Genomic DNA, 24,209 nt, shown 5'->3' on the forward strand with positions numbered 1-24,209 from the left:
CACAAGAATTGATTTTTCATTATTGAACAAAGTGCCTAGGATCGCGCCCATGTCCAACCTGCTCGACCCCGCCATCCTGTTCTTCGTCTTCGGTGTGCTGGCCGGCACCGTCAAATCCAACCTGGAAATCCCGCCCCAGATCTCCCGCTTCCTCTCGCTCTACCTGCTGATGGCGTTGGGCCTGAAGGGCGGCTTTTCACTCGCCGAGTCGGGGCTCACTGCCGAGGTGGCCATCACCCTGGGCCTCGCGGTGTTGCTGGCTGTCCTGATACCAGCCATCAGCTACCAGCTGCTCAAGCAGCGGCTAGGAGGATTCGATGCAGCGGCCATTGCCGCGACCTATGGATCGGTCAGCGCCGTCACCTTCATCACCACCGTGCAGTACCTCGAGAGCCATGCCACGGCGTTCGGCGGTCACATGGCCGCGGCGATGGCCTTGATGGAGTCACCCGCGATCATCATGGCGGTGCTGTTCGCCAACACCTTGCGCCAGACATCGGCGGCGAGCGTCTCCTGCGGCGGCACGCTCGCGCTGGCCGGCACACCGCTCCGCGCGGGCAAGATCCTGCATGAGTCTTTCACCGACGGCGCCCAGTTGCTCCTGCTGGGCGCCATGGCCATCGGCATGGTCACGGGCGAGGCCGGGAAAGCGGTGATGGCGCCGTTTTCGACCGATCTGTTCAAGGGCATGCTGGCCTTCTTCCTGCTCGACATGGGGCTGATGGCTGCGCGCAACCTGGGCGGCCTCCAGGGAAAGCCGCTGTGGCTGCTGGCTTACGCCGTGCTCGCGCCGCTGGCCCATGCCGCGCTGGCGCTCGCCCTGGCATGGGCGGCCGAGGTGAGCCCGGGCAACGGCGCGCTGCTGATGGTGCTGGCGGCCAGCGCCTCGTACATCGCCGTACCCGCCGTGCTGCGCCACGCCATCCCCGAGGCGCAACCGGCGCTGTACTTCGGCATGTCGCTGGGCATCACCTTTCCGTTCAACATCGTGGTGGGCATCCCCTTGTACGTCGGCATCGCGCAGCGCGTGCTGGGGTGATGTCTGGAGTTCGGTAAACTCGCCGACCCCACACGACCTCGGTTCTCCCATGCCTTATTCCGTCTCCCACCACAAACTCACCCAGATCCTCTCGGCCCATGGCCTCAAGGCAGGTGACGCGGGCGGCATCGACAAGCTCTTCGGTGGCAACGACGGCTACTACTGGTTCGGCACCTTGCGCGACCTGTGCCCGCCCGGCAAGACCCTCGTGTGGGAATCCCAGTACGACATGGTGAACGCGATCCAGGCACACGAAAACGCCACCGCTGAGGAAGACGAGATGAAACCGCAAGTGCCCAGTGCGGCCAACATCGCAGCGCTGTCCAAGGCGCTTCACGATCCGCTCTGAAGCCCCGGCGGCGGCGCTCAGGCGTCGGGCAGGTTGAAACAGAACGACGCCCCACGCCCGACGACACCCTCACCGCTCACCTGTCCGCCGTGGCGTTCGATCACGCGGCGCACCGTGGCCAGGCCGACGCCCGAGCCTTCGAACTCGTGGTGGGCGTGCAAGCGTTTGAACGGCTCGAAAAGCTGGTCGGCGTAGGCCATGTCGAAGCCGGCACCGTTGTCGCGCACACAGAAATTCACGCCCCCGTCGGCCCGCACGGTGTGGGTGAACGCCACCACGGCATCGGGCGTCTGGCCGGTGTATTTCCAGGCGTTGCCCAGCAGGTTTTGCAGCACCACCCGCATCAGGCCCGGATCGGCGGTGACCTGCATGCCTTCGTCGATGCGCCATTGCACGCTGCGGCCGGGGGCGGTGCCGACCAGCTCCTTGACGATGGAGTGGGCCATGCGCGTGAGGTCCACCGGTTCGCGGCGCAGCTCGGCGCTGCTCAGGTGCGCCAGGGTCAGCAGGTCGGAGATCAGCCGACCCATGCGCCGTGACGAGGTTCGGATGCGGGTGACGTAGTTGCGCCCGTCTTCGGTCAGCACCGCGCCACACTCCTCTTCCAGCAGACTGGCAAAACCATCGATGCTGCGCAAGGGCGTGCGCAGGTCGTGCGAGACGCTGTAGGCAAAGGCCTCCAGTTCGCGGTTGAGCACGGACATCTCGCGCGTGCGCTCGGCCACGCGCAGCTCCAGCTCTTCGTTCAGGCGCTTGAGCGCTTCTTCGGCCGTGTGCACTTCGGTGATGTCCTGCACGGTGCCCACGCTGCGCAGGGCACGATCCCCGTCGAACTCGGTGAACCCCGACACCCGAACGTGTTTGACGCGCCCGTCGGCCATGAGCAGGCGGTGCACCAGGTCGTAAGACTCGCGCCCGTCGAACGAGCGCTGGTAGGCCTCGGTGACCAGATGGCGGTCGTCGGGATGCACGTGGGTGATGAAGATCTTGTAGGTGGGCCTGACGGAGGCGTCCAGCTCGAAGATGCGGAAGATTTCGTCGGACCAGCTGAGTTCGTTGGTGGCCAGGTCGCGCTGCCAGCTGCCCACCCGCGCCAGGCGCTGCGCCTCCTTCAGACGCGCCTCGCTCTCCTGCAAAGCGGCCTCCGCGCGCTTGCGCAAGGTGATGTCCTGCATGGTGAACTGCATCAGCGAGCGCCCGTGCAACTCGAACGCCATGAGGTGGCCTTCGCCGTCCCACAGGGTGCCGTCGGGGCGCTTGTGGCGCCACTCGAACACCACCGCACCCGAGCGCCGTGTTTCTTCGACGAAAGCAAAGCCCTTTTTCACCGAGGATTCCCCGCCCTCCTGCACCTTGGCCGACAAGTCCATCGGCGACTGGTTCAGCAGCGCCTCGCGCGTGGGGTAGCCATAGATGCGCAGGGCGGCTGCGTTGCAGTCGACGAAACGCTGGGTGGCCGCATCCATCACCAGCATGGCCAGCGGCGAGCTCTCGAACTGCCGCAGCCGCAGCACCTCGCTGGCTTCCAGCGCCGACGCCTTGCGACCCGCGTGCAGCAGCAGCGCAATGATCAATCCGCCGCTCAACAGCAGCAGCAAGGTGAGTGCCGCGGTCACCTGGCGGCTGCTCCTGAGCGCCGGTGTCAGGGGTGCCAGCACGGCTTCATCGGCAATCCCGGTGGTGACCACCAGACCCGAGGTGTTCAGGCGGTACCAGCCGTAGGTGCGGGGAATGCCGTCGATCAGGCCACTGGCGCGGTAGCTGCCACTGCGGGCGACACGGTCGGTGAGAAACGGCCGATCCGCCGGCACGCGGGCACCCATGGCCCCCCGGTGGTCCAGGCTGCGGGCGAGAAAGGCGCCATCGGGCGCGAGCAAGGCCACCACGTCCTGCCCGGAGAGTTGCAGGGCAGCCAGCCTGCGGGCGATGAAGTCGGTGGACACCGCCATCTGCATGGCGCCGTCAAACCGGCCTGCACGCAAGATCGGCCGGTTGACCACGACGACCCAGCCCGAGGCCATGCGCGACTCCAACGGCTGGCTGATCATGAGGCGGTCCTGCGTGGCGGCGTCGCGCTGGGCCTGGAAGTGCGCCCGGTCGCCCACGAAGGTGGCGGTCGGCGTGGCCAGGCTGTCGTAGACCACGTAGCCCTCTGCGTTGACCACCGAGATGTGCGTCACGAAGCCCGGTGGCAAGGCCTGCACCACCCCGCGGGCAACGTCGTTGAAACCGGCCGGTTCACGCAACCACTCGCGGCGCAGGTCGCGCAGTTGCAGATCGAGTGTGGTGATCATGCCGCTGACCTGCCCAGCCATGGCGTCGGCCAGGTGGACGCCCCGCTGTTCGGCCTGCAGGAGCACCTGCTCGCGCAGCAGCGCCTGGGAACGCTCCGACTGCCACCACAGAAACGCCGCGGCCACCACCGTCAGCAGCGCCACCCAGGCGGGCACAAGGCGGGCACGGTTGCTCAAGCGGCGATCTCGGTGGGTGGAGGGGTCGACACGGTGCGGTGATTTCCGGGAGGTGAGGAAGGGTGGCTTGAGGCGGCGGCCGTTGCCAACAGGTCAAAAATGTAACCCGGCCACACAACCCTGCGCAGCGGATTCACCCTGACCCGGGCAGGGCAAATGCGGGGTCAAACCGGCCCATTTCCGGCTACAGACCGCCGGCCAGATGTCGATACACGGGGGTAGCCCCGCTGACGGTGCGGCCAGGCCTGCGGGCCCAGCGCCGCCGCACACCAGCACCCCCCGCTTTCATCGACTGGACCTCTTCATGTTTCGACTGACTTCCCTCGGCGTCTCCAAAAGACTCGGCATCCTCGTGGCCAGCGCCGTGGCTGGCCTGGCCGTGCTGCTCGCCATCTTCCTCATCTCCGAAAAGAACCTCATCCTCGAAGAGCGCCAGAACGGCGTGCGCCAGACGGTGGAGACTGCGCACGGCCTGGCGGTGCACTTTCACGGACTGGCCAAGCAAGGCAAGATGACCGACGAGCAGGCCAGGGGCCTCGCGCTGGACGCCATCCGCTCGCTGCGCTACAGCGGCGCCGAGTACTTCTGGATCAACGACATGCAGCCGGTGATGGTGATGCACCCGATCAAGCCGGAGCTCGAAGGCAAGGACCTCAGTGGCAACAAGGACCCGACCGGCAAACACCTGTTCGTCGAGTTCGTCAACACCGTCAAACAATCGGGCGCTGGCTATGTGTCCTACATGTGGCCCAAGCCCGGCAGCGAAGCGCCGGTGCAGAAGGTGTCGTATGTGAAGGGCTTTGCACCCTGGGGCTGGGTGATCGGCTCGGGCGTCTACGTGGACACCGTCACCGCAACCATCTGGCAGCGCACCCTGATGATGGGCCTGAGCTCGCTCGTGCTGGCTGCGCTGTTGCTGGGGGTGGGCCTGGTGATCGCGCGCAGCATCCTCAAGCAGCTCGGGGGCGAGCCGAGCCACGCCAGTGCCATCACCGACTGCATCGCACAGGGCGACCTCAGCGTGAGGATCGACCTGCAACCGGGCGACACGCACAGCCTGCTGCACGGCCTGCGCGTGATGCGCGACAACATGGCCGGCATCGTGAGTCGCGTGCGCCAGGGCAGCGAGTCGGTGGCGCTGGCCAGCACCGAGATCGCACAGGGCAACCACGACCTGAGCGCGCGCACCGAAGGCCAGGCCAGCGCGCTGGAGCAGACCTCCGCCAGCATGGAAGAACTCGGCAGCACGGTGCGCCAGAACGCCGACAACGCACGCCAGGCCAACGCACTGGCGCAAAGCGCTTCGTCTGTTGCCGTGCAGGGCGGCGAGGTGGTGGGGCAGGTGGTCGACAAGATGCGCGCCATCAACGAGTCCAGCAAGAAGATCGCCGACATCATTTCGGTGATCGACAGCATCGCCTTCCAGACCAACATCCTGGCGCTCAACGCCGCGGTGGAAGCGGCGCGCGCTGGCGAGCAAGGGCGCGGCTTCGCCGTGGTGGCGGGCGAGGTTCGCCTGCTGGCCGGTCGCAGCGCCGAGGCCGCCAAGGAAATCAAGGGCCTGATCTCCGACAGCGTGGACCGTGTCGATCAAGGCTCGGCCCTGGTGGACCAGGCACGCAACACCATGAACGAGGTGGTGCAGAGCATCCGCCGCGTCACCGACATCGTGGGCGAGATCAGCTCGGCCAGCACCGAGCAGAGCAGCGCCGTGGCCCAGGTGGGCGAGGCCGTCACCCAGATGGACCAGAGCACGCAACAGAACGCGGCCATGGTCGAGCAGATGGCTTCGGCCGCCAGTGGCCTCAAGAGCCAGGCCGACGATCTGGTGCAGACCGTGGCGACCTTCAAGTTCGCCTGACCGGTCTGCGCCTCATTCCCCGCCGTCCTGCGGCAGCGGCGTCTCGGGCGCGGCCGCCACCATGCGGCTGGCCTGCGCCTGCAGCGCGTCCACCATGGCGTCGAGTTGTCTGCGCTGGGCGTCTGTCAGACCCGAGGCCAGTTCGCGGTTGATCGTCGCCACGCGCGGATAGATCGCACCGTACAGCCGCCGCCCTTCGTCGGTGAGGAACACGTTCACCTCGCGCCGGTCCGACGGCTTGGGCTGGCGCACCACCAACTTCTTGGACGCCAGCGTGGTCAGTGTGCGCGAGGTGCGCGCGCGGTCGAGCATGGCGTGTTCGGCCAGCTGCGACGACTGCGCACCCTCGCGCTCGGCCAGGAACGACAGGATGCGCCACTCGCGCCGCGTGATGCCGAACTCCGATTCGCACAGGTGCACCACCAGCCGGCCGGCCGTGATGTGGATGCGGTAGAGCCGGTACAGCAGCAGGTCGGCCTGGTGCTGCGGCTCGGTGAGTCGGTCGTGAGGGCTCTTGTCCGGCATGTAGGGAAAACACCCGCATTGATTGATTTCTGCAATTGATTGTCCCTGCATAGCATGGTGAGTTGCACCGGGAACACCCGACAACCCAGGAGACACAGCATGCAAACACGATGGATGGCCGGCACCTGTCTGGCCCTTGCGGCCTTGGTCAATCCCTTGAGCGGCTTCGCGCAGGACAAACCGCCGCTGAAGATCGTGGTGGGCTTTCCGCCGGGCGGCTCGGCCGACACACTGGCGCGGCTGATCGGCGAGGCCCTGCGCAACGACTTCAGCTCCGTCGTGGTGGAAAACCGCCCCGGCGCGGGTGGCCGCATTGCACTGCAACAGGTCAAGCGTGCCGCGCCCGACGGGCAGACCGTGATCGTGCTGCCCAGCGGTCCCATGGTGCTCTTTCCCCACGTCTACAAGAAGCTGGACTACGACGCGGTGGCCGACTTCACGCCCGTTTCTCTGCTGGCGCGTTTCCAGTTCGGCGTGGTGGCCGGGCCGGCCAGCTCCGCCAAGACGGTGAAAGACATGATTGCGCAGGCCAAGGCGCAACCCGGCAAGGCCACCTACGGCACGCCGGGCCTGGGCACGCTGCCGCACTTCATGGGCGTGCTGTTTGAACAGAAAGCAGGTGCCTCGCTCAACCACGTGCCGTTCCAGGGCGGCGGTCCGGCCAACACCGCCCTGCTAGGTGGCCACATCGACTACAAGTTCGACGTGGTGTCCGAAACCGCCGAACTGCACCGCTCGGGCAAGGTGCGCATCATTGCCGTCACGGGCAGCCAGCGCGATCCGCAGGTACCCGAGGTACCCACCTTGAAGGAGGCGGGCATCGACATGGACGCCACCGCCTGGTTTGCCATGTATGGCCCGGCCGGGCTCAGCCCCGGCGTGCTCGCACGCCTCAACACCGCTGTGGCCAGTGCCATGCAGCGGCCCGAGATGCGCGAGCGCATGCGCGGCCTGGGCTACGACCCGGTGGGCTCCACGCCGGGCGAACTGGCCGCTGAACAGAAATCCGACCTGAAACGCTGGGAAGCCCCGATCAAGGCCACCGGCGTGCAACTCGACTGATCGATCCCTGAAAGAAACCCACCCATGAAGACCCTCTCCATCTCACGGCGCGGCCTGAGTGCACTCGCTGGCCTTGCGCTGACCAGCAGCCTTGCCCTGGGCGCCGCCACCGCAGCCGCCCAGGACGTGTACCCGACCAAGCCGGTGCGCTTCGTCAACAACTTCCCCGCCGGCGGCCCTTCGGACCTGCTCGCGCGCTCGGTGGCCCAGGTGCTGCAGGAAACGCTCAAGCAGCCCTTCGTGGTCGAGAACAAGGCCGGCGCGGCCGGCAACATCGGCGCGGGCGACGTGGCCAAGAGCGCGGCCGACGGCTACACCGTGCTGTTCGGCATCGACACCACCGTTACCGTCAACCCGCACCTCTACGCGACGATGCCGTTCAAGCGAAGCGACCTCAAACCGCTGGTGGTGATGGCGTCTTCCGGCCTGCTGGTGGGCGTGAACCCGGCCACCGGCATCAAGAACCTCGCCGGCATGGTGGACATGGCCAAGACCAAGGACCTGAACTTCAGCTCGGCCGGCAGCGGCAGCCCGGGCCACCTCGCAGTGGAAGTGATCAAGGAAGCCACGCAGGCGAAGATCACGCACGTGCCCTACCGCGGCAACACGCCGGCCGTCACGGCCGTGCTTTCGGGTGAGGTCGATGGCGGCGTGCTCGCCACACCCGGCATGCTGCCGCACGTGCAGACCGGCAAGATCACCGCGCTGGCCGTCACCAGCCGCCAGCGCTCGCGCCTGACACCCGAACTGCCCACCGTGGCCGAGGCGGGCTTGAAGAGCCTGGAGCAGGAGGTTCTCTACGTCGCGATGGTGCCCGCCGCCACGCCCGACGCGGTGGTGCAGACGCTGCAGAAGGCCATCATCGACGCGCTCAAGCGTCCCGACGTGCAGGCCCGCATGGCCAACCTCGACCTGTTCTTCGAAGGCCTGACCGGCGCACAGGCGAGCCAGCGCATGGACGCGCTCTACAACCGCTACGGCCCGATCGTGAAGGCCACCGGCATGAAGGTGGAGTGACCTTTTCCATGACCCCGCAACGCCCCAACATCATCTACATCGTCTGCGACGACCTCGGCTACGCCGACCTCGGCTGCTACGGCGGTCGCGCGGCGGACTTCGGCCCGGTCTCGCCGCACATCGACCGCCTGGCTGCGGGCGGCGTGAAGTTCACCCAGGGCTATGCCAACTCGCCGGTGTGCTCGCCCACACGCTTCGCGCTCATCACCATGCGTTACCAGTACCGGCTGCGCGGCGCGATGGAGGAACCCATCAACAGCCGCAGCAAGGGCAGCACCACACTGGGCCTGCCGCCCGAGGTTCCCACCCTGCCCTCGCTGCTGAAAAAGGCCGGGTACCACACCGCGCTCATCGGCAAATGGCACCTGGGCTACCCGCCCACGTTCGGGCCACTGCGTTCGGGCTACGACGAGTTCTTCGGCATCATGGCCGGGGGTGTCGACTACTTCACCCACTGCTCGTCCAGCGGCGAGCACGACCTCTACATCGACGAAGACGAACACCACGAGGTGGGCTACCTCACCGACGTGCTCTCGCAGCGCGCGGTCGACCACATCCACCAGCGCGCGGCCGACGCGAAAGCGGGCAAGCCCTTCCTGCTCAGCCTGCACTACACCGCGCCGCACTGGCCCTGGGAAACGCGCGACGACGCGCACATGGCGCCCGAGCTGGCGAAGAACCTGTTCCACCTGCACGGCGGCGACGTGCAGACCTACCGCCGCATGATCCACCACATGGACGAAGGCATCGGCCGCCTCATGGCCGCGCTGCGCGAGCACGGGCTGGAAGAGAACACGCTGATCGTCTTCACCAGCGACAACGGCGGCGAGCGTTTCTCCGACAACTGGCCGCTCGTGGGCGGCAAGATGGACCTCACCGAAGGCGGCATCCGCGTGCCGTGGATCGCACACTGGCCGGCGGCCATTCCCGCCGGCACCGTGAGCACGCAGCACTGCATGACCATGGACTGGTCGGCCACGCTGCTGGAGGCCGGTGGCGGCCAGGCCGACCCGGACTGGCCACTGGACGGCGTGAGCCTTCTCAGGGTGTTGCGCGAGCCCGCGCAGCGTTTCGAACGCACGCTGTACTGGCGCATGAACCACCGCGGCCAGCGCGCGCTGCGCGAGGGCGACTGGAAGTACCTGCAGGTCGATGGTCACGAATACCTTTTCAACATCGCGAAGGACGAGCGCGAGCGCGCCAACCTCGCCGCGCGCGAGCCCGAGTGCCTGGCGCGCATGCGTGCGCAGTGGCTGGCCTGGGACGCGAGCGTGCCGCCGATCCCGGCGGATGCCACGGTGAGCCTGGGCTACTCCGTGAAGGACATGCCGCAGCGCTGATCCGGCGCGCAAGTAGGATCGGTGCATGTCCCGTTTGAAACGTCTGCTGCCGTTCCTCTCCTGGCCGCGCCCCGACGCGAGCTTGTTGCGCGGCGAGGCCATGGCAGGCCTCACCGTGGGACTGATGGTGGTGCCGCAAGGCGTGGCCTACGCCGCACTGGCGGGCATGCCGCTGATCACCGGCATTTACGCCTCGCTGCTGCCTGCGCTGATCGCGGTGCTGTTCAGTGCCTCGGTGCGCCTGGCGGTGGGGCCCACCGCGCTCACCTGCCTGCTCATCAGCGCCTCGCTCAGTGGCCTGGCCGAGCCGGGCAGCGCGCAGTGGATCGCGCTGGCCGTGTGGCTGGCGCTGCTCAGCGGCCTGCTGCAGATCGTGCTGGGTTTTGCGCGCTTCGGCTGGCTGCTCAACCTGGTGAACTCGCCGGTGCTCATGGCCTTCACCCAGGGCGCGGCGGTGCTCATCATCGCTTCGCAGTTGCCGGCCCTGCTCGGGCTGGGCGGCTGGGACCAGCTGTTCGACCCGGCCCACCTCCACCTGCCTTCGCTGGCTTTTGGCCTGGGCAGCCTCGCCGCGCTGATGCTGGCGCGCCGCTGGCGCCCGGGCTTTCCCACCGTGCTGGCGGTGGTGGTGGCCAGTGCGGGCATCAGCGCGCTGACCGGCTTTGAGGCCGGTGGCGGCGCGGTGATCGGCACGCTGCCGCAGGGCCTGCCCACGCCCTACCTGCCCACCTGGCCGGGCTGGAGCGTGCTGGGCCAGCTCGTGTTGCCCACGCTGGTGATCACGCTGGTGAGTTTTCTGGAGACGGCGTCCAGCGCAAAGGTCGACAACGGTCAGCGCGGCCAGCGCTGGGACCAGGACCAGGACCTGATCGGCCAGGGTCTGGCCAAGCTGGCCTCGGGGTTCTGCGGTGCTTTTCCCACCAGTTCGTCGTTCTCGCGCTCTGCGCTCAATCTGTACGCGGGCGCCCACACCGGCTGGGCCACGGTGTTCTCGGTGGTGGTGGTGCTGGTGGCGCTGCTGGTGCTCACTCCGCTGCTGCACCATGTGCCCATGGCGGTGCTGGCGGCCATCGTGCTGGTGGCCATCCTGGGCCTCGTCAAGCCCCGGGCTTTCGTGCAGCTGTGGACGGTCTCCCGGGTGGAAGCCGGCATTGCCGGCGTCACCTTTGCCGTGACGCTGCTGGCCGCGCCGCGCCTGTACTGGGGGGTGCTGGCGGGCGTGTTGATGGCGCTCTCCCATTTCCTCTACCTGCGGCTGCACCCGCGCATCATCGAGGTCGGCCTGCACCCCGACGGCAGCCTGCGCGACCGCCACCTGTGGCATCTGCCGCCCCTGGCGCCCGACCTCTACGCGCTGCGCATGGACGCCGCACTCGATTTCGCCACCGCCAACGGCTTCGAGCGCGCGATCGCCGAGCACATTGCCACCCACCCGCTCACGCGCCACGTGATGCTGATCGCGCACCCGATCAACTGGATCGACGCCACCGGAGCCGAGGCCTTCGGCCGCCTGCGCGAACACCTGGACGACCTGCGCATCGAGCTGCACCTGGTGGGCATCAAGCTGCCGGTGGAAGAGGTGCTCAGGCGGGCGGGCCACCTGGACGCGGGCCCGCGGCTGCACCTCTACCGCACCGAAGCCGAAGCGCTGCGCGCCGCCATGGAGCTGCCTCCGCCGACGACCTGAGCACCGCACGCGGGTGAAGGGGTCAAGAAACGCACGGTCAGGGCCGATATTCAGGGAAACCCCGTTGTTGCCCTGCACCGCGGGGATGACAGCGGCAGGCGGCTGCGTTCCAATGGGGTCCGTTGCCGTTGGCATGCTGACGATGGCGTCAGCAGGGCCTAAGCGCCCGCGGCGAAAATGGAGCGGCTTGCCATCTGTGCGGCGAACTCAGGGTTGAACAAAAAAACGAGCTGTATGGAGCCCCGATGAGCTGCCGCGTGTTGACGATTGACGACAACGAAAACGACCTGCTGTTCACCCGCATCGCCTTGCAGCGCTGCGGTGTCGACTATGACATCCGTGCTTTCGAGCGGGCACAGGAGGCGCTCAGCCTGCTGGCCACCGACCCCGCGCACGGCATCGATCTGATCCTGCTCGACATCAACATGCCTGTCATGGACGGTTTCGCGTTCCTGCGGGCGTTCGAGGCGCTGCCGGCAGCGCAACGCGGTCATGCCGTGGTGGTGATGCTCTCCTCGTCCTCCGATCCGGCCGACCGCAGCCGCGCCGCGGCTCACGCGTGCGTGCGAGGCTTCGTGAGCAAACCCCTGGACAAGGACACCGCCGCCGGACTGGTCCGCCTGATCGGGCCCCGATGAGCCACGATCCGTCACACCGCCGGCGGGCCCTGGCGCTGTGGTGTGTCGGCGTGCTGCTCAGCGTTGTGGCCGGCTGGCTGGTGCAGCAGAACAACCAGCGCCTGCTGCTGACCCGGACCAACGCCATCGCCGATGAGTTCGGCCACCAGATCCAGGAACGCTTCGCGCTTTACGAACACGCCTTGAAGGGCACGCGCGGCGCGGTGGCCGTCAGTGGCGGCGAGGCGGTCACGCGCCAGCAGTTCAAGGCCTATGTGGACAGCCGCGACACCGCCCAGGAGTTTCCCGGGACCCGCGGTTTCGGCTTCGTCCGCCGTGTGATCCGGGCCGATGAGGCCGCCTTCCTGGCGCGGGCACGCGCCGAGGGCCCGGCCGATTTCAGCGTTCGAGAGCTCGCGCCCCACTCGCAGGACCGTTTCGTCATCCAGTACGTCTTCCCGGAAGATCCGAACCAGGGCGCCGCTGGTCTGGACATCGCCTCCGAGCCCAACCGCCGCGAGGCGGCCCTGTCGGCGGCGCGCGATGCGCAGTCGCGCCTGACCGCGCCCATCACGCTGGTGCAGGCCAGCGGCCTGGCGCGCCGCGGCTTCCTGCTGCTGCTGCCGGTGTACCGCGACAACCAGCCCAACCCGGCGCCCGCCGCCCGCGAAGCCGCCACCCTGGGGTGGACCTACGCGCCACTCGTGGTGGACGAGGTGCTGGCCGACCTGGGCCCGAAGCTGCGCGAGGTGGCCCTGTCGCTGACCGACAGCGCCGAACCACGTCCGTTTTTCGAATCGCAGAGTGCTCCTGCCGCCAGCACCGGCACCACCCGCCCCCTGAGCGTGCAGGGCCGCCAGTGGGAAATGCACATCCATGCGCTGCCGGCCCTGGAGGCGTCGGTCAAGCGGATCTCCCCCAGCATGGCCGTGCTCGCCGGCGTGGTGCTCAGCAGCCTGCTGGCCGCTGGTTTGTTCCTGCTGCTGGAGCGGCGCCAGCTCCAGCGCGAGCAGCAGGAGCAGTCCGTGGCCTGGCATCCGGACCACCAGGCTGTGACGCCGGCCACGTTCCTGCGCAGCCCGCTGGCCTTGCGGGCCGGCCTGGGCTACGGTCTGGTGCTGGTGCTGCTGCTCACCTACAGCTACCGCCAGCAACTCCAGGTGCAGCACCGGCAGACCGAGCAGACCCTGCAGGCGGCGGTGGACACCCTGGCCCGAACCGCCGAGGACAAATACGCCGAGCGACGGCGCAGTCTGATGTTTCTGGCGAACACCCCGACGGTCAAGGGTCTGGTACGGGCGCTGCAGAACGGCGACCACGACACCCCGGCAAACTCGACCGCAGGTCAGTGGCACCAGCGGATGGAGCAGATCTTCTCGGCTTTTCTGGCAGCCACACCCGAGGCCTACCGGGTGCGTTTCATCGGCGTGGCCAGCAACGGGCGGGAGCTGGTGCGTGTGGAGCGCCGGCAAGACCGGGTGGTGGTGACGCCCAAGGACCAGTTGCAAAGCACGGGCAACGCCCCCTATTTCCGCGAGGCCTTGCATGTGGGGGAAGGCAATGTGTTCGTGTCGGACATCAGCCTCAACCGGGAACACGACCAGGTCGAATTGCCACACCGACCCACCATCCGCTACGCCACGCCAGTGCACAACGACGCGGGCGAGGTGTTCGGCGTGCTCCTGATCAACATTGACCTGACCACCCGCCTGGGTGCGCTGGCCACCGGCAATGGGCCCGGAACGCAGGTGTACGTGACCAACGCCCACGGCGACTTCCTGGCGCACCCCGATCCTTCGCGCACCTTCGGTTTTGACCTCGGGCAGCGCCATCTGTGGAGCGACAGTTTTCAGCCCGCGCCGTCGCCGGTGGACTTCAGCGCCGAGGGCACCCGCTGGTGGAACGGGCCGGACGGTCTGACCATGTCGGCCCAGTCCAGCGTCGTGGGCAACCCCGACTCGACCATCGGCGTGCTGCACTACACGGCCACCCGGCTGGAGAGCGACCTGAAGGCGGCGGCCCTGACAGCCACCCGCAACACCATCCCGCCCCTGCTGGTCGCCGGGGCCGTGGGTGCGCTGATGCTTTACCTGTACTGGATGGGCGTGCAGCGCAGCCTGCAGGCGCGCAGCGACCGGCTGCGCATCGCCGCCATCGTCGACCAGTCGCCCGATGCGATCGTGGGTCTGGACACCGAGGGCCGCGTGACCTCGTGGAACCGCGGCGCACAACGGCTCTTTGGCTTCACGGCTCAAGAAGCGATCGGGCAGGTGCTGGATGCGCTCACCCTGCCAGCAGGACACACCGGTGAAGACGTGCCATCGATCAAGGCCCTGCCCCGCTCGGGCGATGCACCCCCGCTGGAGCAGTGGCGACAGACGCGCGACGGCCACGCCGTGCTGGTGGCCATGACGCTCTCGCGCCTGGACGACGAGGCCGGTGAGCTCGTGGGTGCGTCGATGATCGTGCGCGACATCACCGACGAACGCGCAGCCCAGCGCAAGGTGGTGGAGCTCAAGGAAGGGCTGGAGAGGCAAGTGAAGGAGCGCACCGCGGCCCTGGCCGAGGAGCGTGAACGCCTCGACAACATCCTGATCGGCACGGACTCCGGCACCTGGGAGTGGAACGTGCAGACCGGCGAGACCCGCTTCAACGAACGCTGGGCCGACATCATCGGCTGGCGGCTTGCCGAACTGCAGCCCACCACCATCGACACCTGGATGAAGTTCGCGCATCCGGACGACCTGGCCCTGTCAGGGCAGCGGCTGCAAGCCCATTTCAATGGGGAGAGCGACCTCTACGAGTGCGAGGCGCGCATGCGCCACCGAGACGGTCACTGGGTGTGGGTGCTCGACCGCGGACGCGTGCGCACCTGGACAGCCGATGGCCAGCCCGAGTGGATGTACGGCACGCACCAGGACATCTCGGCCAGCAGGCAGGCTCAGGAAAACACCGTCCGCAGCGAGGCCTTGCTGCGTGGCGCGATCGACGCGGTGGACGAGGCCTTTGTGCTGTTCGACCCCGATGACAGGCTGGTCTTCTGCAACGAGAAGTACCGCCAGATCTCGCCCAGGATGGCGCACCTCATGGTGCCGGGCACCGTGTTCGAGGACATCCTGCGCGCCAGTATCGCGCTGGGCGACCACGCGGACACCGGCGGGAATGAGGATGCCTGGGTGGCCGAGCGGCTGGCGGCCCACCGCTCCGGCAACATCGAGATGCTGCAGCAGCTCGCCAATGGCCGCACGCTGCGCCTGGTGGAGCGCCGCATGCCCGATGGCCACACGGTGGGTTTTCGCATCGACATCACGCACCTGGTGCAGGCCACGGAACAGGCGCAGGAAGCCTCCCGCATCAAGGGCGAGTTCCTGGCCAACATGAGCCACGAGATCCGCACACCGCTCAACGCCATGATCGGCATGACCCACCTGCTGGGCGACACGCAGCTCACCGCGTACCAGAAGCAACTGCTGGCCAAGTCCCAGGTGGCCAGCCGCTCGCTGCTGGGCCTGGTCAACGACGTGCTCGACCTCGCCAAGATCGAGGCCGGCGGCCTCGATCTGGATGAGAAGCCCTTCAGCTTGCGGGACACGCTGGACGACATGGACGCCTTGTTCCGCCCCCAGGCCGAGGCCGCCGGCATCCGCTACATGATCACGGTGGCGCAGGACGTGCCGCAAATGTTGCTGGGCGATGCACTGCGTGTGCGCCAGATCTTCACCAACCTGATCGGCAACGCGCTGAAGTTCACGCAGGCGGGCAACGTGTGGGTGACCCTGGAGACGGTGGCGATGGACGACACCCGGGTGCGCCTGTGCGGCACGGTGCGCGACACTGGCGCGGGTATCGATGTCGACACACAGTCGCGGCTGTTCACGCCGTTCACCCAGGCCGACGCCTCATCCACCCGCCGTTTCAGCGGCACCGGCCTGGGCCTGTCGATCGTGCGCAAGCTCACCGAGTTGATGGGCGGCGAGGTGGGCGTGCGCAGCGAGCCGGGGCGCGGCAGCGAGTTCTGGTTCGAGCTGGCGTTGAAGCGCCCTTCGGCGGCCACGCTGCAAGCCCTGGGCGCGGCCGCGCGCGACGAAGGGTTGCCCCCAGGAGCCCCCGGGCAGGCGCTGCGCCACCTCAACCTGCTGCTGGTGGACGACGGCGAGATCAACCTGGAAGTGGCCTCGGGCCTGCTCGGGCGCGAAGGTGCCCGCGTGTGCCTGGCGCGCACCGGGCGCGAGGCCCTGGAGGCGATACGCGCCACTCCCCAGGCCTTCGACGCGGTGCTGATGGACCTGCAGATGCCCGAGATGGACGGCCTGGAGGCCACGCGGCGCGTGCGCACCGAACTCGGTCTTCTCAACCTGCCGGTGATCGCACTGACAGCGGGCGCGCTCGCCGAAGAACGCCAGCGCGCCATGGAGGCGGGCATGAACGGCTTCCTCACCAAACCGCTGGACCCGCAGCGGCTGGTGCGCATGGTGCGCGAGTGCGTGAACAAGGCAGGCAACCACGCGGCCCACGCGCCGGACCGACCCGTTGCGCCATCGGTGGCCACGCCGTCGGACGGCCTCTGGCCGACGATCCCCGGCCTGGACGGCGAGCAGGCCCGTCAGCGCCTGGGAGGCGACCTGGACCTGTGGCTGAAGTTGCTGCAGCGCCTGCACGACGAGTTCAGCGACCTGGCGGCGCGCGGCCTCACCGTGCCCGAGGCCGGCACGGCGCGGCAGGCACTCGCGGCGCGGCTGCACAAGCTGCGCGGCAGCGCCGGCACGCTGGGCGCCACCGAGCTGATGCAGCTGGCCCAGGCGCTGGAGGCCGGTCTGGCCAGCGCGCTGCCACTGGCGCAACTCGACGCACGCTGGCGGGCACTGCAGGACGAACTGGAGGCGCTGCACCGCCACAGCGAACCGGTGCTGCAGGCCGCTCGCCGCGCCGCCAGCGAGCACCCCGCCCCGGCGCCAGAGGATGCCGACGAGGCCGATCTGCCGCAGTTTCTGGAGCTGCTGAACCGCCGGGACCTCGACGCCCTGGTCTGGTGGAGAGCCCACGCCGGCGGGCTGCGCGCCCGCCTGGGCGCGGCCACGGTCGAGCGCGTGGGACACTGGCTGGACGAACTCGATTTCGCGAGCGCCAGTGCCGCCCTGACCGAGGAGCTCCCGCCATGATCCGCCCGACCACCGGGGTTGAGACCCCCGCCCCACCACCGTTGCTGCCCGACATCCTGATCGTCGACGACGACCCGGGCATGGTGCAGGCGCTGGCGCGCGTCATCCGCCCGCTGGGACGCCTGCGCTTTGCCACCCAGGGTCCGGACGCGCTGCGGCTGATGGCCGAGTCACCGCCCGATCTGGTGCTGCTCGATGCCCAGATGCCCGGCATGTCCGGCTTCGAGGTGCTGGAAACCATCAAGGGCGACCCGCTGCTTTCCGACATCCCGGTGATCTTCGTGACCAGCCAGGCCGAAGCCACCTTCGAGCAGACCGGTCTGGAAAAGGGCGCGGCCGACTTCATTGCCAAGCCGATACGCCCCGCCATCGTGCAGGCGCGGGTGCGCACGCAGCTGCGGCTCAAACAGGCCAACGATGCGCTCAAGCAAGTGGCCGCCACCGACCGCCTGAACCTGGCCGAAGCGCTCAAGGACCTGCGCGAAAGCCATGCCCAGTTGCAGAAGACGGCCGAGGAACTGCAGCTCGCCAACGAAGGCCTGTTGCAGTTCGTGCGCATCTCGTCGCACGACCTGCGCGAGCCGCTGAACACGGTGGTGCAGTTCGTCGGGCTGGTGGAGGAAGACCATGGTGTGAGCCTGCCCACGGACGCGCGCCACTACCTCAAGCTGGTGCGCAACGCCGGCGAGCGCATGCGCACGCTGCTCGACGATGTGGTGCGCTACGCGCGCCTGCAGCACGGCGAGACCGATCCGCGCACACCGGTGTCGCTGGCACCGCTCATGGCCGAGCTCTGCGACGCCCTGGCCGCGCAACTCAACGCCACCGGCGCGCAGCTGCGGATCGGCGAGCTGCCGGTGGTCTCGGGTCACGCCAGCCTGCTCTCCCAGCTGTTCCAGAACCTGGTGTCCAACGCGCTGAAGTTCATGCCGCCCGACCGCGCGCCCCGCATCGACATCACGGCCGAGACGCACGACGGCATGACCACGGTCACCGTGCAGGACAACGGCATCGGCATCTCGCCCGAGGGCATGGACAAGCTGTTCCAGCCGTTTGCGCGGCTGAACCTCAAGCGCGAGTTCGAAGGCTCGGGGCTGGGCCTGGCGATCAGCCGCCAGATTGCCGAGGCGCATGGCGGCACCATCACCGTGCGTTCACAACCGGGCGAAGGTTCGGCGTTCGAGGTGCGGCTGCCGCTGGGCTGACCCCGGTCAACGCCAACGACCCCCGGCCGCACCACCACCCCACAACACAGGAACCCCGCCCATGAAAGCCGCCTGGTACCGCCGCAATGGTTCGGCCCGAGACGTTCTGGAGGTGGGTGAGCTGCCCACACCGCAGCCTGGCCCGGGCGAGGTGCGGGTGAGGCTGCACACCTCCGGGGTCAACCCCTCGGACGTGAAATCACGGCTGAAGCGCCCGCTGATCGCCGAGCGCATCGTGCCGCACAGCGATGGCGCGGGGATCATCGATGCCGTGGGCGACGGCGTGCCCGCGAGCCGCGTGGGCGAGCGCGTGTGGCTGTGGAACGCGCAGTGGCAGCGCCCCATGGGCACGGCCTGCGAATGCGTGGCACTGCCGGCGCAGCAGGCTGTGGCCCTGCCCGATGAGGTGGACTTCGATGCCGCGGCCTGCTTCGGCATTCCGGCACTCACCGCCATCCAGGCCGTGCACCTGGCCGGCCCGCTGCAGGGCAAGACGGTGCTGGTGACCGGCGCCGGCAACGCGGTAGGCCACTTCGTCACCCAGCTCGCCGTGCTGCAGGGCGCCACCGTGATCGGCACGGCTGGAGCGCCGGCACGCCAGCAACATGCGCGCGACGCGGGCGCGCTTCATGTGATCGACTACCAGCGCGAACCGGTGGCCGCGCGCGTGGCCGAGCTCACGCAGGGCCGGGGCGCAGACGTGGTGATCGACATGGACTTCTCCAGCACCGCCGCCCTGCTGCCGCAGAAGATCTTGAGGCCCCACGGCCGGCTGGCGTGCTACGGCTCCAACCAGCCCGGCGAGGTGGTGGTGGACTTCCGCACGCTGCTGTTCGACTCGCTCCAGCTGGTGTTCTTCGTGGTCTACGAACTCTTGCCACACGACCGCGCCAGCGCCATCCAGGCCCTCACCGCGCTGCTGCGGGCTGGCCAGCTGCGCCACACCGTCGGGCAGACCTTTGCGCTGGACGACATCGCCGCAGCCCACGAGGCGGTGGAAGCCGGGCGTGTGGTGGGCAACGTCGTGATCCGGATCTGATCAAGCCACCGACCTGAACACCGCGCGCAGGGCTTCGAGCCGGGGTGGCTTGCTCAGCAGGTGGTCCACGTGGGGCGGGCACTCGCCCTCTTCCTGCATGCGCCGGCCCCAGCCCGTGAGCATCACCACCGGGGTGGCGGGCGACGCGGCCTTCACGGCGGCGGCCACCGAGCGGCCATCGACATCGGGCATGCCCAGATCGGTGATGACCACGTCGAACGCCTGCGCCGCGAGCGCCGCCTTGAAGGCCGCGATGCCCTCTTGGCCACCAGCCGCGGTGGACACGCTGTGCCCGTCACCGGCCAGGCTTTCGGACAAGGAGCGCAGCAGCAGCAGATCGTCGTCCACCAGCAGGATCTTCAGGGGCCGGGACAGTGCGGGCGGGTTGACCGGCGCCTGCTCGGCCGCCGCGAGCTCCACGTGCGCGGCGAAGTCCAGGCGGATGGTGGTGCCCTCACCGGGCGCGCTCTCGATGGTGATCTCGGCGCCGTGGCGCTGCATGCTGCCGTAGACCATGGCCAGGCCGAGCCCGGAGCCGCGCTGGCCCTTGGTGGTGAAGAACGGCTCCAGACACCTGCGCTGTGTCTCGGTGTCCATGCCGATGCCGGAGTCGCTGATCTCCAGCTGCACACAGGCCGCACCGTCGGCCCGCACCGCGCTGCGGGTCCGCAGGGTGAGCGTGCCGCCCTCGGGCATGGCGTCCACCGCGTTGAGCACGAGGTTGGTCACCGCGTCGCGGATCTCGCCCTCCATGACAAAGACCGGCGAGAGCAGGCCATCCAGGTCGAGCGCGATGTCCACCGAAATGCCCGCCTGCTGCGGCATGTCGCGCCAGCGCGCGCGGGTGAGGTCGAGCACCTGCCGGGCGAGCAGGTTGAGGTCCACCGAGCGGCGCCGCACGCCGGCATCGCTGGGCCGGTAGAAATCGCGCATGCGCGCCACCGTCTCGGCCACGTCGTCGATGGCGATCTGTACCGTCTGCAACTGGGCGCGTCCGCGTTCGCTGAGCGCGGGCTCGTTGGCCAGCAGCGATTCGGTGTAGAGCGCCACCGGCGAGATCGCGTTGTTGATGTCGTGCGCGATGCCGCTGGCCATCTGCCCCAGCACGCGCAGGCGCTCCTGCTGCAGCACCACCTGCTGCGCTTCGCGGAGTTCGTCGTAGGCCTGCTGCAGCGAGCGGTGCAACCGGGCCTGGCTGGCGGCCAGCGCCACGTGCTCGGCGAGCTGGCGCATGAACTCGCATTCACCGCTGTCAAAACCGTGGCCTTGTGCCCGCCCGGCCACCAGCACACCCAGCACCTCGCCTTGTGCCTGCAGGGGCGCAAACACCGCCGCCCCCATGCCTGCTTGCGCCAGGCGCTGGAGCCAGGCAAACGGCGACTCGGCCAGCGTAGGCTCGTGCAGCAGCTCACCAACCGTGCAGCGCGTCAGGCCACTGTCCGCCGCGCTCAGCACATCGCCCTCGCGAAGCCCGATCTCCGCCCCACGCGCGGCGCCCTGCGTGCCCAGGTGGGCGACGGTGAAGGTGCGGGAGGGCAGGTCGAACAGCAGGGCGGCCGAGAACACGGTCGAGAAGCGGGATTCGATGTTGTCGCAGACCACGCGAAAGATGCGGTCGAGGTCGAGGCGTTCGTCGGTGGCGCGAACGATGTGGTTGAGCAGCTCGGTGCGGGAGAGTTGCAGCTGCAGCCGTGCCTCGGCTTCGACGCGTTCGGTCACGTCCTGCACCGTGCCGCTGACCGAGACCACCGCGCCGCTGGCGTCGCGCCGGGGTTCGTCCATGTTTTCCTCGAACCAGCGGAGCTCGCCAGTGGGCAGGAAGCAGCGGTAGGTCCAGCTTCGGGAGATGCCGTCCCGAAGGCACTCGTTCATCGTCTGAAGGTATTCGGCCTGGTCGTCTGGATGAACGCGCTCAATCGCAGATTCAATGCTCGGCGGGCCGGCAGCGGGATCGAGGCCGGTCAAGGCATACAGGTTGGCCGACCACACCGCCGAGCGGTCCTGGGCCAGGCGCTCCCAGCTGCCCATTCGGGCCAGCGACTGCGAGCGTGCCAGGCTGGCCTGCGAGGCCTGCACCGCCACCAGGGCCTGCGCGCGCTGCTGCTCCAGCGCCACCCGCTCGGTGATGTCCATCGCCACCACCAGCTCGGCCTCGCGCCCGTTGTAGTTCAGGCGCTGGGTGGTGATGTCCACCGCCACGGGCGTGCCGTTCTTGCGCAAATGCACCCAGGTGCCCACGCGCTCACGGCCCTCGGGCGACGCCTGGTGGGTGCGGCTGCGCAGCCGATGTTTTTCGCTCTCGGGCCGGATGTCGTCGATGGTGAGCGCGAGGAACTCCTCGCGGCTGTAGCCGTACTGCTCGATGGCCGCGCTGTTGACTTCGAGGAACATGCGGGTGGCGCGCTCGAACACCCACATCGGGTGCGGGTTGCCCAGGAACAGCAGCTGAAAGCCGCCGCGCAACCGGGCTTCCTTCTGCTCGGCCAGCTTGCGCTGGGTGATGTCGCGCTCGATCGCCACCCAATGGGTGAACCAGCCGGTTTCATCGGCGATCGGCACAATGTCGAGTTCCAGCCAGAACTCGCTGCCGTCCTTGCGGTAGTTGATCAGCTCCTCGCGCACCGGTTCCCAGCGTTCGATGCTGCTGCGGATGCGGTCAAGCGCATCGCGCTGGGTCTTGGGGCCGTGCAGCATGCGCGGCGATTGCCCGAGGGCCTCGGCCGCGGTGTAGCCGGTCAGGCGCTCGAAGGCCTCGTTCACGTACAGGATGCGCGGGCCGGGCGCATCGAAGGGTTCGGCCTCGGTGATCAACACGATGTCGTTGACCCGGGACACACAGGTCTCCAGCAGCTTGAGACGCTCTTCGCGTGCCTGGCGCTCGGCGGCCCGCTGCAACTGCTCCAGCGCCGCCGACAGGCTCTCACCGATGGCCGAGAGCAAGCGGCTTTCTTCGTCGAGGAAATACATCGGCTCATCGGCCATGAGCGCCAGGGCCATGGGCACCTGGCCCACGGGCACGATCGGCACCACCGCCACCGCCTTGAAGCCACGGCGCAGCGCCGTGGTGGCCCAGCGGCCCATGTTGGGATCGCTGGCGATGTCGTTGGACACCACCAGTTGCAAGGTGCGCAGCGCGGTGGGCACGGGCGAAGGGTAGGTGTCCACGTCCACCGCCGAGCGGTTGAGCAGGTCGGTGTAGCCGTCGTCCGCGCCGGCGCTCAACAGCGCGGTCATGGTGCGCTTGTGCGGGTCCATGCTGGCCACCCAGGCCATGCGCAGTTCGCCCTGCTCCACCACGATGTCGCACACGCGCTGGAGCAGGTCGTCCCTGGATTGCGCCGAGACGATGGCCGCATTGATCTGACTCTGCACCTGGTACATGCGCCGCAGCCGATGCTGCTCGGTGATGTCCTGCAAGGCACCGGCGTACACCACCGGCACACCGGCCTCGTCTCGCTCCAGGAACCCGAAGCCGTCGACCCAGCGCACACCGCGGTCGGTGCGCACGACGCGGTACTGCAGGCGCAACGGCTTGCCGCCCTGAAACAGCGTGTCGCGGTGGGCAATCACACGCTCCATGTCGTCGGGATGGATCATGTACTGGTACATCTCGGCGGTGATCGGTCCCATGGCGGGGTCCAGCCCAAGCAGCTCGTAGATCGTCTCGGAGGCGGTGTAGAGCCGGGTCCTGAGGTCGAGCTGGTAGAAGCCCACGCGCGTGATCTGTTGCGCCTTGACCAGTTGCGCCTGGTTTTTGGTGAGCTCGCGCAGCATGGTGTCCAGCTCGGTCTCGAGTTCGGCGAACTCCCGGCCCGTTGCTGGCGGCAGCGGTTCAGACTTCGGTTGGTTGAGGGAGGCCGCGCGCATGCGCGCCAGCAGGTGGGACACGGGTTGCGCGATCTGGCGCAAGCCCATCTGCCACGCCAGGGCCAGGCCCACCAGCGCGGCCAGCGCCATCACGGCGAGTTGCTGGCGCAGGTGCCGGATGGCGGAGGCGAGCACGTCGTCGCGCTGCCCCCCCGCGATCACGAACAAGCCCTCGCCGCCCACGCCCTGGATCGGAATGAACTCGTACAGCCAGTCGGTGCCCTGCGCATCGCGCAGGTCCAGGCTGCCCGTGCTGCGGGCAGCGATGGCGGCGCGCAGGTCGTCGTTCTCAATGCGGGTTCCGATGCGCTCCAGACCCGGCCGACTGGACACCAGCAAGGTGCCCTGCGCATCGGTGATGTCCACCTGGATCGAACCGGGCAGCGGCAGGGACTGCAGCCTCTGCGCGGCCGGCAGCAGGTCCACCGTGGTGAAGGCCACGCCGACAAACACATTGGCGTAGTCGTACACCGGCATGCCGAAGCCGAGCTGGCGCTTGCCCGAGACGCGCCCGACCAGGTATTCCCCCATGGAGAACTTCTGCGAGCGCACCGTGTTGCGGAAATAGGCCCGGTCGGCCACGTTGATGCGCTGCTGACCCGGGTTGGCCAGGCACTGGATGTCGCCCTGCAGATCGACCACGCCGATGTTGCCGTAGCCCGGCGTGGCCAGCGAGACGTTGTGCAGGAACTCGAAGCAGAGCTGGCGCAGGTCGTTGCGGCGCACCGAGGGACCGGCCGCCACCGTGGCCAGAATCTGCCGCACGCCTTCGATCAACTGCTCCTGGTTGGCCGCCGCGAGCACGCCCACGGCCTTGATTTCCTGGCGCCCGCGCTGCACCGCCTCCTGGCTGGTGCTGGTGTAGCCAATCACCAGCGCGGCCAGGCCCGGCAGCACAGCGATGACCACCAACAGCAGCAGCAGGCTGCGGATTCCCGTCTTTTGGCGCAAGGCGTCGCCCCCTGTTGGTT

General features: G+C 68.3%; 14 protein-coding genes. 11 read left to right on the top strand and 3 right to left on the bottom strand.

Annotation, left to right across the window (positions count from 1 at the left end):
• Positions 1-49 precede the first annotated feature (49 nt).
• Both F9Z44_RS19290 and F9Z44_RS19295 read left to right on the top strand, forming a co-directional pair.
• Positions 50-1,039, top strand: coding sequence for a sodium-dependent bicarbonate transport family permease (locus F9Z44_RS19290; RefSeq protein WP_159608311.1), 990 nt, complete (start codon positions 50-52; stop codon positions 1,037-1,039).
• Between the two features lie 49 nt (positions 1,040-1,088).
• Positions 1,089-1,388 (top strand): hypothetical protein, encoded by a 300-nt coding sequence (locus F9Z44_RS19295; protein ID WP_159608312.1) that lies wholly within the window; start codon positions 1,089-1,091, stop codon positions 1,386-1,388.
• A 17-nt stretch (positions 1,389-1,405) separates the two neighbouring features.
• Here F9Z44_RS19295 and F9Z44_RS19300 read toward each other — a convergent pair whose 3' ends face one another.
• Positions 1,406-3,859: a sensor histidine kinase gene (locus tag F9Z44_RS19300; RefSeq protein ID WP_159608313.1), complete on the bottom strand. Its 2,454-nt coding sequence runs from the start codon at positions 3,857-3,859 to the stop codon at positions 1,406-1,408.
• A 304-nt stretch (positions 3,860-4,163) separates the two neighbouring features.
• Here F9Z44_RS19300 and F9Z44_RS19305 point away from each other — a divergent pair, with 304 nt between their 5' ends.
• On the top strand, positions 4,164-5,720 hold the full coding sequence (locus F9Z44_RS19305) for a methyl-accepting chemotaxis protein (RefSeq protein WP_159608314.1): 1,557 nt from the start codon (positions 4,164-4,166) through the stop codon (positions 5,718-5,720).
• Between the two features lie 12 nt (positions 5,721-5,732).
• Here F9Z44_RS19305 and F9Z44_RS23195 read toward each other — a convergent pair whose 3' ends face one another.
• Positions 5,733-6,245, bottom strand: a complete 513-nt coding sequence (locus tag F9Z44_RS23195; RefSeq protein ID WP_159608315.1) for a MarR family winged helix-turn-helix transcriptional regulator — start codon at positions 6,243-6,245, stop codon at positions 5,733-5,735.
• Between the two features lie 99 nt (positions 6,246-6,344).
• On the opposite strand from F9Z44_RS23195, the gene F9Z44_RS19315 reads away from it, so the two are divergent.
• From F9Z44_RS19315 to F9Z44_RS19350, 8 genes are all read left to right on the top strand, one after another.
• Positions 6,345-7,307 carry a Bug family tripartite tricarboxylate transporter substrate binding protein gene (locus F9Z44_RS19315; protein WP_236574195.1) on the top strand — a complete coding sequence of 321 codons (963 nt, stop codon included), beginning with the start codon at positions 6,345-6,347 and terminating at the stop codon, positions 7,305-7,307.
• Between the two features lie 24 nt (positions 7,308-7,331).
• Positions 7,332-8,324, top strand: coding sequence for a Bug family tripartite tricarboxylate transporter substrate binding protein (locus F9Z44_RS19320; protein WP_159608316.1), 993 nt, complete (start codon positions 7,332-7,334; stop codon positions 8,322-8,324).
• 8 nt (positions 8,325-8,332) lie between these two features.
• On the top strand, positions 8,333-9,664 hold the full coding sequence (locus tag F9Z44_RS19325) for a sulfatase family protein (protein ID WP_159608317.1): 1,332 nt from the start codon (positions 8,333-8,335) through the stop codon (positions 9,662-9,664).
• Between the two features lie 25 nt (positions 9,665-9,689).
• Positions 9,690-11,351 carry a SulP family inorganic anion transporter gene (locus F9Z44_RS19330; protein ID WP_159608318.1) on the top strand — a complete coding sequence of 554 codons (1,662 nt, stop codon included), beginning with the start codon at positions 9,690-9,692 and terminating at the stop codon, positions 11,349-11,351.
• Between the two features lie 257 nt (positions 11,352-11,608).
• A complete protein-coding gene (locus tag F9Z44_RS19335) occupies positions 11,609-11,989 on the top strand; it encodes a response regulator (RefSeq protein WP_236574196.1) in 381 nt (126 codons plus the stop codon).
• Positions 11,986-17,127 (top strand): CHASE domain-containing protein, encoded by a 5,142-nt coding sequence (locus tag F9Z44_RS19340; protein WP_159608320.1) that lies wholly within the window; start codon positions 11,986-11,988, stop codon positions 17,125-17,127. The genes F9Z44_RS19335 and F9Z44_RS19340 overlap by 4 nt, the downstream gene beginning before the upstream one ends.
• A complete protein-coding gene (locus F9Z44_RS19345; protein ID WP_159608321.1) occupies positions 17,124-18,332 on the top strand; it encodes a sensor histidine kinase in 1,209 nt (402 codons plus the stop codon). Before F9Z44_RS19340 ends, F9Z44_RS19345 begins: the two co-directional genes overlap by 4 nt.
• A 61-nt stretch (positions 18,333-18,393) precedes the next feature.
• Positions 18,394-19,371, top strand: coding sequence for an NADPH:quinone reductase (locus tag F9Z44_RS19350; protein ID WP_159608322.1), 978 nt, complete (start codon positions 18,394-18,396; stop codon positions 19,369-19,371).
• On the opposite strand, the gene F9Z44_RS19355 is transcribed toward F9Z44_RS19350, so the two are convergent.
• On the bottom strand, positions 19,372-24,189 hold the full coding sequence (locus F9Z44_RS19355; protein WP_159608323.1) for a PAS domain S-box protein: 4,818 nt from the start codon (positions 24,187-24,189) through the stop codon (positions 19,372-19,374).
• Positions 24,190-24,209 lie beyond the last annotated feature (20 nt).

The organism is Hydrogenophaga sp. PBL-H3 (assembly GCF_010104355.1).
Lineage (GTDB): Bacteria > Pseudomonadota > Gammaproteobacteria > Burkholderiales > Burkholderiaceae_C > Hydrogenophaga.